Genomic DNA, 15,612 nt, shown 5'->3' on the forward strand with positions numbered 1-15,612 from the left:
TTACCTGCTTAAATAAGATACTATGATGATAGCATACTCGCACATACGTTCGCTACCGTCCGGAAATGGGACTGATGCCATATTTTTTTGTTAAAACCTAGTTAATTTGTAGGTATTACTATAATATTTTACTACTAAAAAGCCGATATACATTACAGGAATATATTTCCTTTGCCATGCCGCACTAAGCGAAGGGCAAGCCATGAGAGGGAACTTAAAGAGATAAAAAACATTAGACAGAGAGAGAGGATAAGGAGAGTTGTGTTTTGTTCAAATCTGTGAAGAGCGATTGGGAATTAGCGGTGTTCAACAGCATTTGGGTCTCTGTATGGGAGGAAAAGGGCTACGAGCTCGAGCATGCGGCACAGGTCGTCGAACGGTACCTGGCTGTAGCCGAGGATGGACAATGCGTAGGAACGTCCGAAATAAAGCCTTACCTGCCCGGCCTTAACGAGATCGATACGGTCGCTCCTTTCCAACAGCATATCAAAATCATCGAAGATCCTACCCGCGTAGCGGAAATCGATAAAATCGCAGTCTTGCAGCATTATAGAGGACAACAGCCGATCTCGGATTTACTATCTTCCGCCGTATACTGTGCCGAGAAGTACAATTTCCGCTACTTTATATCGCTGCTGGAGCCCGTATTCTACCGTGCTCTACGAATTACCTTCCGTGTTCCGATGGAAAAGGTCGGGGGCAAAACGTTCTACAAGGGAGATGACGTGATTCCCGTAATCTTCGACATGGAGTCCATCTACCGCAATAAAGAGGCATACAACTGGCTGGTCTATCCGGCCGCATCGCACACCAGATCTGCCAGCAGAGCTATTTAGGCATTATAAAACCACTGTGTAAAGGTAGAGATTACGACTATGAACAAAGATCAGCTTATACTCGACAAACGGAATCGTTTATTTGTAAAAATTTTATGGGGACTGCTTGCCCTAGGCCTTCTCGCCGATGCAGGCGCAGGTCTCGGGACGGATATGATTGTCTTGCTGGCCGTCGTTGGCCTTATCAGCTGCGGCCTGGCAACCTTTATGACTTACAAACGGATTATGGTCCAATACATTATGTATGTCGTCCCGGTCATTCTAACCGCCTTAACGGTGCTGCTGATCGTATCCGATCCGCATCCGATTATAAGCACATACTTCCTCGTCTACGTCAATATTGCCGTCATGACGCTCTATGCGGATTACAAGCCTATCATCTTCACCGGCATTCTCGGCATGGGTATCAGCACGTACATCTTTCTGGATCCCGATTTGCAGCAGCAGTTGTTCCCGAATGATTCCCTGCTCTACCTGTTCTTATATCTGATCTTTGCGACGGTCGCGCTCTCCTTCTCCGCAAAATTCAGTCAACGCCTGCAGTCCGATGTGACGAACGAACGGCGCGAAGCGCTGGAAGCAAAGGAGCTTACCGAGAAGGTTGTAGAGAAGCTCAAATCGATGATTCATATTCTTGGCGAATTCAGCAGCGTTCAGAAAGGCACCGTCGAATCGACAGGTCAGATCTCGCGCGAGGTTACTACTACCTTTGCGGAAATGTCCGCTTCCATTGAGAAGCAGACAAGCATGGTGCTTAACGTTAGCGATTCTGCCCACACGATTGAATCGGCCGTCTCCCAGCTTCGTGAAGGATCAACGCAATTGCAGCAGTATTCCGCGGATACGGCCGTGCTGACCGTGGAAGGCAATGAGCTGATTCAAACCTTAACGACGGATGTGAACAGCGTCAAGGCGATTATCGCCCAGACCGTTTCCCTGATGGAGCAGTTGATTGAACAGAACGAACAAGTAAGCTCGATTGTTGGTTCGATCCGGGAGATTTCCGAACAGACGAATCTTCTGTCCCTGAATGCCGCAATTGAAGCTGCCCGTGCCGGAGAGCATGGACGTGGTTTTGCGGTAGTTGCCGGTGAGGTCCGCAAGCTAGCTGATAATGCGAATATTGCAGCCGGCGAGATTACGAGCATTCTAAGCACCATCCATGCATCCATTACAGCCGTAAGCGAGCAGGTACATCTCGGTCAGCAGGCCGTAGATACCAGCTACGAGGCATCGCAAAGGGTCGAAGGCATCATCAAGCGGATCAACAGCAATACCGAGCAGGTCAAGCAGCAGTCCGATACCGTTGGCGAATCCTCCAAACAGCTGTATGACCAGTACTCCTCTATCTCGGGCGAAATGACGGGTATGGCCGCCATAACCGAGCAGAATATGGCTTCTGTACAAGAGGTATGCGCCAGCATGGAAACCCAGGATGTAAAGATCGGCCATCTTGTGGAAGGCTACGGACAGCTGGATATCCTAATTTCCGAGCTTAAGCAATTGGTCGAGCCCACAACCAAATAACGTGAACGACGACAAACCGCAAGCGGATTCCGCTTGCGGTTTTGTTCGATTAACAGCTCCGTCCATTAATGACTTCTCATAGTAAATCGACAAAAAAATACAAAGCTTGATATAATGATTCAACATACATAGTTGCAGGTGGGCGGAATACTTATATGAGTTTATTTAAGCTGGATTTCTTGAAGAAAAATAAGAGACAAGAGGATATTCCGATTCTTTCCGAGTTGTTTAATACGTCCTTGTTTGATCATCGGTCAGACATCTTTCTGCTATTCGATCATAACGGACGGCTGACCGAAGCGAACCAGGCCTTTACGAATACATTAGGTTACTCTTTGGAGGAGTTCAAGCAGCTGACTTACGGCTCGCTTTTACCCGAGAATCAACGGCAGCGTGCGAAGGAGCACTTACAAAAGCTGCTGCTTGGCGAAATTCAAATTTTCGAAATCCGCGTTCTTCATAAAACGGGCCAATTCATCGACTTGACGGTTACCGCTTTCCCAAGAAAGATGAACGATGAAATCGATGGTTTCTACGCCATTGCGAAGGATCTGTCGAATATCAAATTAATGGAGCAGAGATACATTTCCCTGTTAAAAAATATGTTCAGCGCTGCCTTTATCATCGATTTGCAAGGCAACATCCTTGACGTGAACGATGCGGCCGTTAAATTAACCGGCTACGGCAAAGAGGAGCATGTCCACTTTAGTCAATTCATTAAGCCTGGGGACCTTGAGCAAGCGATGGCTTATAACCAGAGGGCTCTTGAAGGCGAAACTCTGTCTTTTCAAATAACGATTCTTCATAAACACGGTCATAGCGTTGATGTCATGACTACCCTCTCCCCGGTCTTTATGCATGAGCAGATTACGGGCATCATCGGAATAAGCAACGATATCTCGGACGAAACAAAAAACAAGCAATTATTTCAGATTAACAAACAACGCTACGAATCCCTGTTTGAACAGAACCCCGATGCGATCTCTTATTTTGATTTGAACGGCAACTTTATGGATTGCAACTCAGCGCTTGAAAATATATTAGGCTATTCCAGAGAGGAATTATTGTATTCCAACTATAGTCACTTGATTGCCGAATATGAAAGGGATAAAGCCCAATACTATTTCGATCAGGCGCTGCAGGGCACGGTCCAGAGTTACGAACTGGAATGCCTGCATAAGCAAGGTCATCTCGTTTACATGAAACTGACAAAGCTTCCTATCACGGTTGACAACCGTATTGTCGGGATTTATTCCATCGCCAAAGATGTCACAACAAGAAAACAAGCCGAGAATGCCCTCATCGAAGCCGAATCCAAATACCGCAGCCTGGTGGAAAAATCGATTGTTGGCGTCTATATTATTCAAAAAAATATCATTTTGTATGCCAATCCCCATCTGATAGACATGCTTGGTTATAAAGAAGCGATTATCGGAATGAGCATTTGGGACATTGTGTATCCGGACGACTACTCGTTTGTAAAACAAAACATTCAAATCCTGTATAACGAATCGGATGCCATCCGACATCCTCTCCGCGTGTTAACGGCGGAAGGGAAAATGCTTGATGTCGAGATGTATTCCAACCGGATCATGTATCAAGGCTCCCCTGCCGTCATTGGTACCATCCTTGATGTAACGGAGCGGAAACGGGCCGAGGAATTGAATGCTTTTCTCGCCTATCACGACTCCTTAACCGAGCTGCCCAACCGTAGAAAGTTCGAAGAGATACTGGAGAATACCTTGGAGACAGCCAAGATAACCCGCCGTCATTTCGCGGTCATGTATCTCGACATGGACCGCTTCAAATATATCAATGACTCATTAGGGCATGCCGTTGGAGACCAGCTGTTGATTGCCTTTGCCAAACGGCTGCAGGAGCAGATCAGGGAGAACGATTTTGCGGCAAGAATGGGCGGGGATGAATTTACCGTTATTCTTCCGCATATCCGGGACAATAACAGCGCGATCGAGGTCGCGAGGCGTATTATCGAGAGGACCCGAGAGCCCTTTTATATCGAGGATCACGAGCTCTTTATTACAACGAGCATAGGAATCAGCATCTATCCTAACGACGGGGACGATTCTTCCACTCTGATGAAAAACGCCGACTCCGCTCTTTATCGGGCTAAAGACCTTGGTAAAAACGGTTATCAGATTTTCACCTCCTCGATGAACGTGCAGACCTACAAAATCTTTACGCTCGAGAAGGATCTCCGCAAGGCTATTCAGCGTGACGAGCTGGAGATGTATTATCAGCCCAAGGTGAATATCCATACGGGCGAAATCGTTGGCGCGGAGGCGTTAATCAGGTGGAATCATCCTGAGTGGGGACTGATATCTCCAAATGAGTTTATACCGATATCCGAAGAAACCGGATTAATCGTGTCGCTTGGCAATTGGGTTAAGCGTACGGTATGCCGGCAAAACAAAGAGTGGCAGCTTGCGGGTCTAAAACCTATTCCGATCTCGATTAATGTAACGGCAAAACGGTTTCTATCCAAAGATATTTTGGATGCCACCCGGCAGATTTTGGCCGAGACCGAACTGGAACCCCGTTACCTGGAGATTGAAATTACGGAATCCTCGCTGCTTGAAAATGCGGAAACGGTCATGCATACCCTTGATGCGCTGAACAAGCTTGGCGTTACCATCTCGCTTGACGACTTTGGAACGGGCTACTCTTCCTTATCCTATCTGAAACGATTCAAGCATGCGATCAACATTCTGAAGATTGACCGGTCGTTTATTCATGACCTGCATCAAGGCAGCGACGATAATGCTATTATTAGCACGATTATTCAACTCGCCCAGCATATGAACATGTCGGTTGTCGCGGAAGGGGTAGAGACCGAGGAACAGCTTCATATTCTCAAGCTTTTGAAATGCGATCTGGTTCAAGGCTATCTGTTCAGCAGACCCGTGCAAGCCGAAGCGTTTGCCGAATTGCTAAAGCTCAGATTCCTGACTCCCCTTATTAAAGGAGTCGATGCCCCATTCGAGAATAGACGGGCTTATTTCCGGGTTCATCTCCCTCACCCTATCAGTGCTTTAATGACCGTCATCGAGATAAACGGAAGAAGCATTGAGCTTGGCAAAACGGAAATCGTCATCGAAAATGTAGGAGCCGGAGGCTTGCGATTCTTGTCTTCCATTCAGCTTGCCGTCCATCCCGGAATTCTGTTAGAGATAGAAGCTCAGCTTCTCTGCAAAACCTTTAAGCTCTACGGCAAGGTTGTCTGGCTAAAGGAGCTGGAACCCGGCATTTATCAATACGGCTTGGAATTCCAGATGAGCGACCATGAACGAACGCCGTTAACCCGCGTTCTCCACGCGTTATCCGCGCAGCTCATGAAGAATCCGATTGTTCCCGGCTGCAGATTCATAAAAGAAGACAGCATTCAATATCTTCGTGCCTTCTCCGACCAACGCTCCTCCCTCTAATCCCAAAAAGAACCGCAAGCGAATCCCCGCTTGCGGTTCTTTTTCCTCCTCCCCCACGCAGGATCTATTGGCATTGTGCTTGCTATTGTTTTGGTTCGTGTGGGAATGGATTGGAAGGTAAGTATTTCCTGGAGGAGCGCAGCGCTTGCCTTTGCTTGTGCTTTGCCACCATTGAATATTGTTCATGCAAAGCACAAGCAACAGCAACACCGAATTACAATAGGAGTAGCCATCCTATTGTAATTCGGTGTACCGGAAGGAGATACTTTCCTGTAAATCCATCATCCCCACGATACAAAAAAAGAAAGGCCGCCCAAAAGGACAGCCTTCCCTCTATACTTCTATGCCATGCTTCGCCAAAAGATCCTGCACCACTACACTTACCATGATAAGCCCGGCAACAGGCGGCACAAAGGCGTTGCTCGCGGGCGGCTGCTTCGCTTTGCGGATCTCCGGAGCATTCTCCGGCACGATACGCTGCGTCACGTCCTCGCGAGGCTTCTTCGGCAGCTCGTCGGAAAATACAACCTTCACGCCTTTTTTAATGCCATCCTTGCGCAGCTTTGTACGGACAACGCGCGCAATGGGATCGGTATGCGTCTTCGAGATGTCCGCAACCGTGAATCTAGTCGGATCCATCTTGTTGGCGGCACCCATGCTGGAGATGATCGGAATTTTCCGCTCCAAGCATTCCTTGATCAGATGGACCTTGTACGAGATGGTGTCGGAAGCATCCACCACATAATCAAGCTCATAAGCAAACAGCTGCTCATACGTTTCTTCCGTATAGAACATCCGCAGAGAGATGACATCGCATTCCGGATTAATCAGCTTAATCCGGTCGCGCATCAGATCCGCCTTCGGCTGTCCTACTGTCGTCGTAAGCGCATGAATCTGGCGGTTCACGTTTGTAATATCCACAACATCCTTATCGATCAGGATGATCCGGCCTACGCCGGTCCGGGCAAGAGCTTCGGCCGCGATGGAGCCTACGCCGCCGATGCCAAGCACGGCGACGGTACTCCCTCTCATCGCGTCGAGGCCTTCCGGGCCAATCGCAAGCTCGGTACGAGAAAATTGATGCAGCATAATTCGTTGCCGCCCCCTAAAAAGAATTGTCACCTAAACAGCCTTATGGCTGTTCGTGATGATTCTTACATCGAAAGCATAAGCTTAAGCTTGCTTGTTGCCTGCAGCAGCCGCTTCTGGCTTAGGCTTCAGTACAGTACGGATATGGAGCTGCTCAAGCTGCGACAGCTCGACCGGAGACGGTGCATCGCATAGCAGGTCGGTTGCGCTTGCCGTTTTCGGGAATGCAATGGTTTCGCGCAGGTTCGTGCGGCCCGACATCAGCATAACGAGACGGTCAAAACCAAATGCGATACCGCCGTGTGGAGGCGTACCATATTCAAATGCGTCAAGCAGGTAGCCAAAGCTCTCATACGCTTGTTCATTGGAGAATCCAAGTGCACTAAACATTTTTTCCTGAATTTCACGTCGGTAAATACGCATCGAGCCGCCGCCTACTTCGTAGCCGTTCAGTACGATATCGTACGCTTGCGCGCGGATTTGACCAGGATCTGTTTCGAACAGGTGCAGGTCTTCGTCTTTCGGGCGTGTGAACGGATGGTGAACCGCTACATAACGTTTTGCTTCTTCGTCCCATTCCAGCATAGGGAAGTCAACAACCCATGCAAACTTGAACTTGGAGTCGTCGATCAGCCCCAGCTCACGGCCGACTTTCAGACGCAGGTTGCCCAGAACGTCGGCAACAACTTTCGCTTTGTCGGCGGAGAATGTCAGGAGGTCGCCCTCTTCAACGTTCAGACGCTCAGTCAGAGCCGCGATTTCTTCCGGCTTCAAGAATTTAACGATTGGACCCTTCCACTCGCCGTCTTTAATCGTGATCCATGCCAGGCCTTTACCGCCGTAACGGGCAGCGAACGGCTGCAGATCGTCAAGCTCTTTGCGGGACCAATGGCCGCAGCCTTTTGCGTTGAACGCCTTCACGACGCCGCCGCCTGCCGCAACGCTTGCGAATACTTTAACGTCGCTTGTCGCAACGATATCGGTAATGTCTTCGATTTCCATGCCGAAACGAAGGTCCGGCTTGTCGGAGCCGTATTTGTTCATCGCATCCGCATAAGTAATGCGCTGGATCGGAAGCTCAACCTCTACGCCAATCGTTTCGCGGAACAAGCGTGCAATCAACTGCTCCATCATGCCGAGCAATTGATCTTGCGTCAGGAACGAAGTCTCGATGTCGACCTGCGTGAATTCCGGTTGACGGTCCGCGCGAAGGTCTTCGTCACGGAAGCAGCGAGCGATTTGATAGTAGCGCTCAATCCCGCCGACCATCAGCAATTGCTTGAAGATTTGCGGCGATTGCGGCAGAGCGAAAAATTCGCCTTCGTGTACGCGGCTTGGTACCAGGTAATCGCGAGCGCCTTCCGGCGAGCTCTTCGTCAGGATTGGCGTTTCAACGTCGATAAAGCCTTCTCCGTCAAGGAAGTCGCGGAATACTTTTGCCGCTTTCGAACGAAGCAAAAGCGTTTTGTGCATTTCCGGACGGCGCAGGTCGAGGTAACGGTATTTCAGGCGAAGCGATTCGTCTACTTCAACGCCGTCTTCGATTGGGAATGGAGGCGTCTTCGCAGCGTTGATTACTTCGATTTCCGTCACGCGAATCTCGATTTCGCCTGTCGCCAGGTTTTTGTTAACCGTTTCAGCATCACGTTCTACAACCGTACCTTTAACAGCCAGTACGTATTCGTTACGAGCGCGGTCGGCAATTGCCAACGCTTCGCCGGAGAAATCAGGGTTAAATACGGTTTGCACGATACCTGTACGGTCGCGCAGGTCGATGAATAATACGCCGCCAAGGTCACGACGGCGTTGTACCCAGCCGTTCAATGTTACTTCTTCGCCAATGTTGGCTTTTGTTAAGGTGCCGCACTGATGAGTTTTCAGCATCATAATGGATGTAACTCCCCTTTATAATTAGTTGGATTTCAGTTCTGAGGCAAGACTTGCAAGCGCCACTACGCGCTGCTCGCCAGTCGCCATTTCCTTCAAGGCAATCTCGCCGCGCGCCAGTTCGTCATCGCCGAGAATTGCCGTATAACGGGCTTGCAGACGGTCTGCCGACTTCATCTGCGCCTTCATTTTACGGCCCAGATAATCGCGCTCCGCGCGGATACCGGAGGTACGGAGCTCGTAGACCAGTCTTGTTACTTCCCGGTCTGCCGCTTCGCCAAGCGCGACCACATAGACGTCTACCTGATGCGCATTGTCCAGCTCGGCTTGTTGATGCTCAAGCAGCATAATCGTGCGTTCCAGGCCAAGTCCGAGACCTACGCCTGGTTGATCCGGTCCGCCGATTTCGGCTACAAGCCCGTTGTAACGGCCGCCGCCGCCAATCGTATCGATAGCACCGATCCCTTCCGCTTTGTATTCGAAAGCGGTATGGGTGTAATAATCCAGGCCGCGAACAAGCCTCGGATTAATCGAGTACGGAATACCCATATCCGACAGGTACGTTTTTACCTTATCAAAGTGGGTATTGCATTCCTCGTCCAGGCTGTCCAGAATCGATGGCGCGCCTTCGAAATGAGCCTGATCCACCTTGCAGTCCAGCACGCGAAGCGGATTGCGCTCCATGCGGGACTGGCAGTCCTTGCAAAGCAGCTCGCGTTTTGGCATAAGGAAGGCAAGCAGCTTCTCCCGGAAGGCTGCGCGAACCGCCGGCGTACCAACGGAGTTGATCTCCACGCGGACGCCCTTCAATCCTACCTCCGTGTAGTAGGTATACCCCAGCGCGATAACCTCTGCGTCAATCGCCGGATCGACCGATCCAAGCGCTTCGATTCCGAATTGGTGGAACTGGCGGTAACGGCCGGCCTGCTGACGCTCATAACGGAACATCGGTCCGATATAATAAAGCTTCGATACATCCGGCTCGCCGTAAAGCTTGTTCTCCACATAAGAACGGACAACGCCCGCCGTTCCTTCCGGACGAAGGGTGATGCTGCGGTTGCCGCGATCGGTGAAGGTGTACATCTCTTTCTCCACAATATCCGTCGTTTCGCCTACGCCGCGTTGGAACAACTCCGTCGATTCAAAGATCGGCGTGCGAATTTCACGGAAATTAAAGCGCCGGCAAATATCGCGGGCTTTCTGCTCCGCATACTGCCATCGCTCAACTACTCCAGGCAGTATATCCTGCGTGCCCGGTGACTTTTGAAAAGCCATTGCAAACCCTCCTAAAAAGAATTGTCGCGTCTTTTGCGATGATTCTTACTTCGTAAGCATAATCCAAAAGAATTGTCGCGTCTTTTGCGATGATTCTTACTTCGTAAGCATAATCCAAAAGAATTGTCGCGTCTTTTGCGGTAATTCTTGCTTCGTAAGCGTAACTTAACGACTTTTAATCACGCAAAAAACTCCCGCCCCTAACGATATGCCGTTAAAGGCCAATCGTTAGGGACGAGAGTTGATCTCCCGTGGTGCCACCCATATTCCGGACAATCCTGTCCGCTCATTAACGGTTAACGCCCGTTACACGCAGATCGGCTAATAACGATGGTTCTTTCGAATCACCCGTTCACCGTCTGTTCTCCGGAAGGTCTATTCATCCTGTCACCATAAAGACGCTTGCAGCCTAGGCGCCTCTCTCTGGGTACGTGTACGGGATTACTGTGTTCCATCAACGAATCAGAAAATTTATATACTGAGTCCTAATTCTAACCGTGTCGACATAATAAGTCAATAGTCAATCACATTTCTTCAGTATGCCTCTTTGCGGGCAAAAAAAAACCTGCAGCCATCGTTGCAGGTCCAGAATTTATATTTTTAAAAAGGGGGTCGAGATTTATTATAGGATAGCGATGTTAAAAAACCGTTATAAACTCATTACAGTAATATTACAAAATAGTAAGCGGTTCATTTACGAACATTCGGCTTTTGAAGCAGAAAAGCCGCCCGAAGAGCGGCTTTTGCTTAGCTTGATGTTTGAGTTACATGCGTCCGCCGGGCTCACGCCGATTCGAAGGGAAGGCGAGAAATTCCTCCGCCGTCTCCACCTGCTCCTCCAGCCTCGACATCACGATCGCTTCGCGGCGGTCCGTATGAAGAAGCCGGCGGGAAGCCCGCTCCACGCCTTGTTCCTTGCGGGATTGATGCATAAGATAAGCTCCTTCTGCCAACAGATACTTGAGGCCGATTTAGCCATGCCTGTCTCTATTGTTTCCAGCCGAAGCTTATCTTACCCGCCATTTACTGCTTGCTGTCGATAATTAATGTCACAGGTCCGGAGTTCACGAGAGCGACGTCCATCATCGCGCCGAACCGGCCTGTCTCTACGACAAGGCCCGCTGCACGGAGCAGCTCGTTGAACCGGTTGTAGAGGGGTTCCGCCAGCTCCGGACGTGCGGCAGCCATAAAGTTCGGACGCCGCCCTTTCCTGCTGTCCCCGTATAACGTGAACTGCGAAATCGATAGAATCTGTCCGCCGACGTCAACGACGGAGAAGTTCATCTTCTCATTCTCGTCCTCGAAGATCCGCAGACTCGCTACTTTATCCGCCATCCAGCGGATATCGTCTTCCGTATCCTCATGCGTGATCCCGACGAGAAGCACAAGGCCGTGATCGATCGCCCCTACGACTTCACTGTCGATTGTTACGCTTGCCTGCTTGCTTCGTTGTACAACTACCTTCACTGCGGGTAAACCTCCAACTAACTGTTCATAATGCGCTGAACGGAGTATACGTCCTGAACTCGTTTGATTTTCTCTACTACAGAGGATAAATGATCAATATTACGGATAAGCACGGTCATATGAATCATCGCCATTTTGTTCTTCACCGAGCGGCCCGTAACCGCCGAAATATTCGTCTTGCTCTCGGACACAGCCTGCAGAACCTCGTTGAGAAGCCCCGACCGGTCATGGCCGGTAATCTCGATATCTACGCTATAGTTGGATTCAATCGAATCCTCCCATTCCACTTCGATGACGCGGTCCGCCTCTTCACCATCCGCGTTAAACGGAATGTTCTGGCAGTCCATCCTGTGAACGGACACGCCTCTGCCGCGCGTAATATAACCGATAATCGTATCGCCCGGCACCGGATTGCAGCAGCGTGCGAAACGAACCAGCAAATTGTCGATTCCCTTTACCGTTACGCCATTGGTCGGCCGGTTCTTGCGGTGGCCGGGGGATTTCATTTCCTTCGGCTCGGAGGTCAGCTCGATCAGATTGGATTTCTCCGCTTCCTTGCGCAGCTTCTCCGTCAGACGCGTACAAATCTGCGCGGCCGTAATACCGCCAAACCCGATGGCCGACATCATATCTTCAATATCGTTGAAATTGAACTTGTTCGCCACTTCCTGCAGCTTGTCGTCGCTCATCCAGGCGGACGGCTCAACGCCCAGGCGCTTCAGCTCGCGCTCGAGCAGATCGCGGCCTTTGGCCACGTTCTCTTCCCGCTTCTCGCGCTTGAACCATTGGCGGATCTTGCTGCGGGCATGGGACGATTGCGCGATCTTCACCCAGTCCTGGCTAGGACCATAGGAATGCTTCGACGTTAAAATCTCGATAATGTCGCCCGTCTTCAGCTTATGGTCAAGCGGTACAATCCGCCCGTTGACCTTCGCGCCGATCGTCCGGTTGCCGACCTCCGTATGGATCCGGTATGCAAAGTCCAGCGGAACGGAGCCGGCAGGCAGCTCAATGACTTCCCCGCTTGGCGTAAACACAAATACGAGATCGGAGAAAAAGTCCATCTTGAGCGATTCCATAAATTCCGAGGCGTCGCGCGCTTCGTTCTGGAGCTCCATAATTTCGCGGAGCCAAGACATTTTGTCCTCGAAATTATTGTTTGGCACAATCGTGCCTTCCTTGTAAGCCCAATGGGCCGCGATACCGTATTCGGAGGTGCGGTGCATATCCCAGGTACGGATCTGCACTTCCGTCGGATCCCCGTTAGGTCCGATTACCGTCGTATGCAAGGACTGGTACATGTTGGCCTTCGGCATCGCAATATAGTCCTTGAACCGCCCCGGCATCGGCTTCCACAGCGTATGAATGATGCCCAATGTGGCATAACAGTCTTTAATGTTGTCTACGATAATCCGGATCGCCATCAAATCGTAGATCTCGTTAAACTGCTTGTTCTTGACGGTCATTTTCTTGTAAATGCTGTATATATGCTTCGGACGGCCCGAAATATCCCCATCGATGCCCATCTCTTCGAGCTTCTCTTTAATCCGGCCGATTACATCGGAGATAAACAGCTCGCGCTCCGCCCGCTTCTTCTTCATCAGATTCGCGATACGGTAGTATTGCTGAGGATTCAAATACCGCAGAGCGATATCTTCCATCTCCCATTTAATCGCGGAAATACCAAGCCGGTGAGCAATCGGGCAAAAGATTTCCAGAGTCTCGTAGGCGATGCGCCGCTGTGCTTCCTCGGACTGGAACTTCAGCGTGCGCATATTATGAAGGCGGTCCGCCAGCTTGATCAGAATAACCCGGATATCCTGCGCCATCGCCAGGAACATTTTCCGGTAGTTCTCATTCTGCTGCTCTTCCTTCGAACGGAACTTGATCTTCTCGAGCTTGGTCAACCCGTCGACGAGCATTGCGCAGGTTTCGCCAAATTTCGCGCGGATGACCTCAAGGTCAACTGTCGTATCCTCAACAACGTCATGCAGTAATGCCGCGATAATCGACAGTACGTCCATTTGCATATCCACGATGATTTCCGCAACGGCAACAGGGTGAAGAATGTAAGGTTCCCCCGATTTGCGCACTTGTCCGTGGTGGGCTTGGTCCGCAAATTCATAGGCTTCCCTGATGCGTACAAGATCCTGTTCTTTTATATAGGCCGACGCCTTTTCGATTAACTGCTCTATGCCCATGAATTGTCCTTTCCGAACGCTTTACTCCGATTCGCGCATTTTCCGAGTTTTCTTAATATTATGCTGGAAGTAGGCATCCGCGTCAACCTGCATCCCTCACCAAATTTCGCATAAGGAAGCTAAGCGGATTCGGCCGGAATGCGAATATGAACACGCGTACCTTCACCTTCCGCGCTCTCAATCGCCACGCCAAAATCTTTGCCGTAATAAAGCTGGATCCTCTCATGTACATTACGGATTCCGTAGCCTACGCGTTGCATCCCGTCGCCGCTAAATATATGGAAAATCGTCTCTTGAGGCATGCCGTTGCCGTTATCCTCAACGAGCAAATGGACTACTCCCCCTTCCAGATACCCGCTCACAAGTATTTCAATTCGGTCTCCGCGCCAGGCATGCTCGAGCACATTCTCGACAAAAGGCTGGACGATCAGCTTTACGGTTGCGAGTTCGACAATTTCCGGGGAAATATTATAGTCGATTCGGACCCGGTCGCCGTATTTAATCTGCTGGATGTCCATATAAGCCCGGACCTGCTCGATTTCCTTGCCGATCGGAATAATAGTCTGCCCTTCATTTAAGGACAACCGGTAAAACTTGGCGAGGTTCATGACCATCTGATGCTGCTTCTCGACCTGCCCGAATTTGGCCAGCCGGCTGATCGAGGAAAGCGTATTATATAAAAAATGCGGATTGATCTGCGCTTGAAGCGTCTCCAGCTCCGCCTCTTTCTTTTTCAAATTTGTCGTATAGACCTCATCGATCAGGTTTTGCGTTCGTTTGCCCAGCTCGTTAAGCGAGGACGCAATCGTCGTAAATTCATCGTTGCCGCTGTAATGAATCCGCCGCTGAAAGTCTCCCTGGCGGAAGGATTGAAGAACGGACATCACCTTGAATACCCGCCGTGAGAACGTTCTCGAGACAAATGTCGCGACCAGCAGAATCAGCACGCAGCTCGCACTGCAAATGACCAGCGTCAGCCGTTTAACCTTCTCCGTATCCTTCTCAAGCACTGAGTACGGAACCATCGCCGTGAGACTCCAGTTCAGACCGGGAATCGGCTGCCGGATAACGAGATAATTTTTGCCGCTCCCCTCATCCCACAGCTGCTCGGTCGACTGCGCGGTTGCTCCCGAAGCATACAGAATATTACGGTTGCCGTCGGTAATGAACAGTGTGCTGCCTGCGCCGATTTTGCGGGAATCCACGCTTTGGAACAAATCGGACAAATACACGCTGATCCGCATAAAGCCAATCTCTTTCGGTTTTGCCGATTCCAGATCAACTAACCGCCGGAGCAGCGATATCCGGTTATAGCGGCCGTCATCCTCAATCTGCTCCCACTCTTGCGTCTCTCCGTATTGCTCGGCCGGGTATGATTTGTACCAGGGCTTCTGCGTAATCCGGTTCAAATGAAGCAGGTCAAAAAACTTGCCCTTCATGGCAAGAGGGTCGATATTTTTGGTATCGTAATAAATTTCAGGCAAAGTCTCATTGCGCAAATAAACGGTCAGCCACATGCTGCGGTTCGTCGATTCGATGGTCTGCCTGAACTTCGGAAGCAGCAGCTTGGTTGTTGCTTCATAGCTCACCCAGCCCTCTTCGTAATGGAGCAGCTGCTTCGACAAGGTTGTATCATAATAGAGAAGATCGGATAGACGGACCGTATCTTCCAATTTATAGACGACGTTATCTTCGATTTGCTTCAACGTTCCTTTAATGGTGTTCGTCGTGTTCGAACGGATTGAATCCGTCATGATGCCGCTGGCAAAGTAGCCAAACAGAAAGATCGGTATAATGATCAGCATCATATACGAGATCAGCAGCTTGATGCCAAACGGAATAAACTTGCGGGGATGATTAGTGCCTGTGAGCGGCGAATGCGTCATA

At 50.1% G+C, this 15,612-nt stretch carries 10 protein-coding genes; 3 read left to right on the forward strand and 7 right to left on the reverse strand.

What is annotated here, in order from left to right; genetic code table 11:
* Positions 1 to 266: 266 nt before the first annotated feature.
* The 3 genes from WFK81_RS00270 to WFK81_RS00280 all read left to right on the forward strand — a co-directional run bounded on the left by WFK81_RS00270 (position 267) and on the right by WFK81_RS00280 (position 5,806).
* Positions 267 to 836 carry a GNAT family N-acetyltransferase gene (locus WFK81_RS00270; RefSeq protein WP_336784473.1) on the forward strand — a complete coding sequence of 190 codons (570 nt, stop codon included), beginning with the start codon at positions 267 to 269 and terminating at the stop codon, positions 834 to 836.
* Positions 837 to 875: 39 nt separating this feature from the next.
* The gene (locus WFK81_RS00275) at positions 876 to 2,363 is read left to right on the forward strand and encodes a methyl-accepting chemotaxis protein (protein ID WP_336784474.1); all 1,488 of its coding nucleotides are present in this window, start codon (positions 876 to 878) and stop codon (positions 2,361 to 2,363) included.
* Between the two features lie 155 nt (positions 2,364 to 2,518).
* Entirely contained in the window at positions 2,519 to 5,806 is a 3,288-nt protein-coding gene (locus tag WFK81_RS00280; protein WP_336784475.1) for a PAS domain S-box protein, read from the forward strand.
* A gap of 333 nt (positions 5,807 to 6,139) precedes the next feature.
* Here WFK81_RS00280 and WFK81_RS00285 read toward each other — a convergent pair whose 3' ends face one another.
* From WFK81_RS00285 to WFK81_RS00315, 7 genes are all read right to left on the reverse strand, one after another.
* The gene (locus tag WFK81_RS00285; RefSeq protein ID WP_336784476.1) at positions 6,140 to 6,895 is read right to left on the reverse strand and encodes a tRNA threonylcarbamoyladenosine dehydratase; all 756 of its coding nucleotides are present in this window, start codon (positions 6,893 to 6,895) and stop codon (positions 6,140 to 6,142) included.
* Between the two features lie 84 nt (positions 6,896 to 6,979).
* A complete protein-coding gene (gene aspS, locus WFK81_RS00290; RefSeq protein WP_336784477.1) occupies positions 6,980 to 8,782 on the reverse strand; it encodes an aspartate--tRNA ligase in 1,803 nt (600 codons plus the stop codon).
* Positions 8,783 to 8,806: 24 nt separating this feature from the next.
* Entirely contained in the window at positions 8,807 to 10,057 is a 1,251-nt protein-coding gene (gene hisS, locus WFK81_RS00295) for a histidine--tRNA ligase (protein ID WP_336784478.1), read from the reverse strand.
* Between the two features lie 764 nt (positions 10,058 to 10,821).
* Entirely contained in the window at positions 10,822 to 10,989 is a 168-nt protein-coding gene (locus WFK81_RS00300; protein WP_336784479.1) for a hypothetical protein, read from the reverse strand.
* A gap of 91 nt (positions 10,990 to 11,080) precedes the next feature.
* Positions 11,081 to 11,524 carry a D-aminoacyl-tRNA deacylase gene (gene dtd, locus WFK81_RS00305; RefSeq protein WP_336784480.1) on the reverse strand — a complete coding sequence of 148 codons (444 nt, stop codon included), beginning with the start codon at positions 11,522 to 11,524 and terminating at the stop codon, positions 11,081 to 11,083.
* Positions 11,525 to 11,541: 17 nt separating this feature from the next.
* Positions 11,542 to 13,725: a RelA/SpoT family protein gene (locus WFK81_RS00310; protein WP_336784481.1), complete on the reverse strand. Its 2,184-nt coding sequence runs from the start codon at positions 13,723 to 13,725 to the stop codon at positions 11,542 to 11,544.
* Positions 13,726 to 13,844: 119 nt separating this feature from the next.
* On the reverse strand, positions 13,845 to 15,611 hold the full coding sequence (locus WFK81_RS00315) for a sensor histidine kinase (RefSeq protein ID WP_336784482.1): 1,767 nt from the start codon (positions 15,609 to 15,611) through the stop codon (positions 13,845 to 13,847).
* Position 15,612: the final 1 nt, after the last annotated feature.

The sequence above is a fragment of the Paenibacillus sp. MMO-177 genome, from assembly GCF_037147795.1.
Taxonomy (GTDB): domain Bacteria; phylum Bacillota; class Bacilli; order Paenibacillales; family Paenibacillaceae; genus Pristimantibacillus.

Coding starts and splice junctions, on each gene's coding strand:
- WFK81_RS00315 (WP_336784482.1), bottom strand. CDS start 15,611: ATGACGCATTCGCCGCTCACAGGCACTAATCATCCCCGCAAGTTTATT.
- WFK81_RS00285 (WP_336784476.1), bottom strand. CDS start 6,895: ATGCTGCATCAATTTTCTCGTACCGAGCTTGCGATTGGCCCGGAAGGC.
- WFK81_RS00280 (WP_336784475.1), top strand. CDS start 2,519: ATGAGTTTATTTAAGCTGGATTTCTTGAAGAAAAATAAGAGACAAGAG.
- WFK81_RS00310 (WP_336784481.1), bottom strand. CDS start 13,725: ATGGGCATAGAGCAGTTAATCGAAAAGGCGTCGGCCTATATAAAAGAA.
- WFK81_RS00300 (WP_336784479.1), bottom strand. CDS start 10,989: ATGCATCAATCCCGCAAGGAACAAGGCGTGGAGCGGGCTTCCCGCCGG.
- aspS (WP_336784477.1), bottom strand. CDS start 8,782: ATGATGCTGAAAACTCATCAGTGCGGCACCTTAACAAAAGCCAACATT.
- WFK81_RS00275 (WP_336784474.1), top strand. CDS start 876: ATGAACAAAGATCAGCTTATACTCGACAAACGGAATCGTTTATTTGTA.
- hisS (WP_336784478.1), bottom strand. CDS start 10,057: ATGGCTTTTCAAAAGTCACCGGGCACGCAGGATATACTGCCTGGAGTA.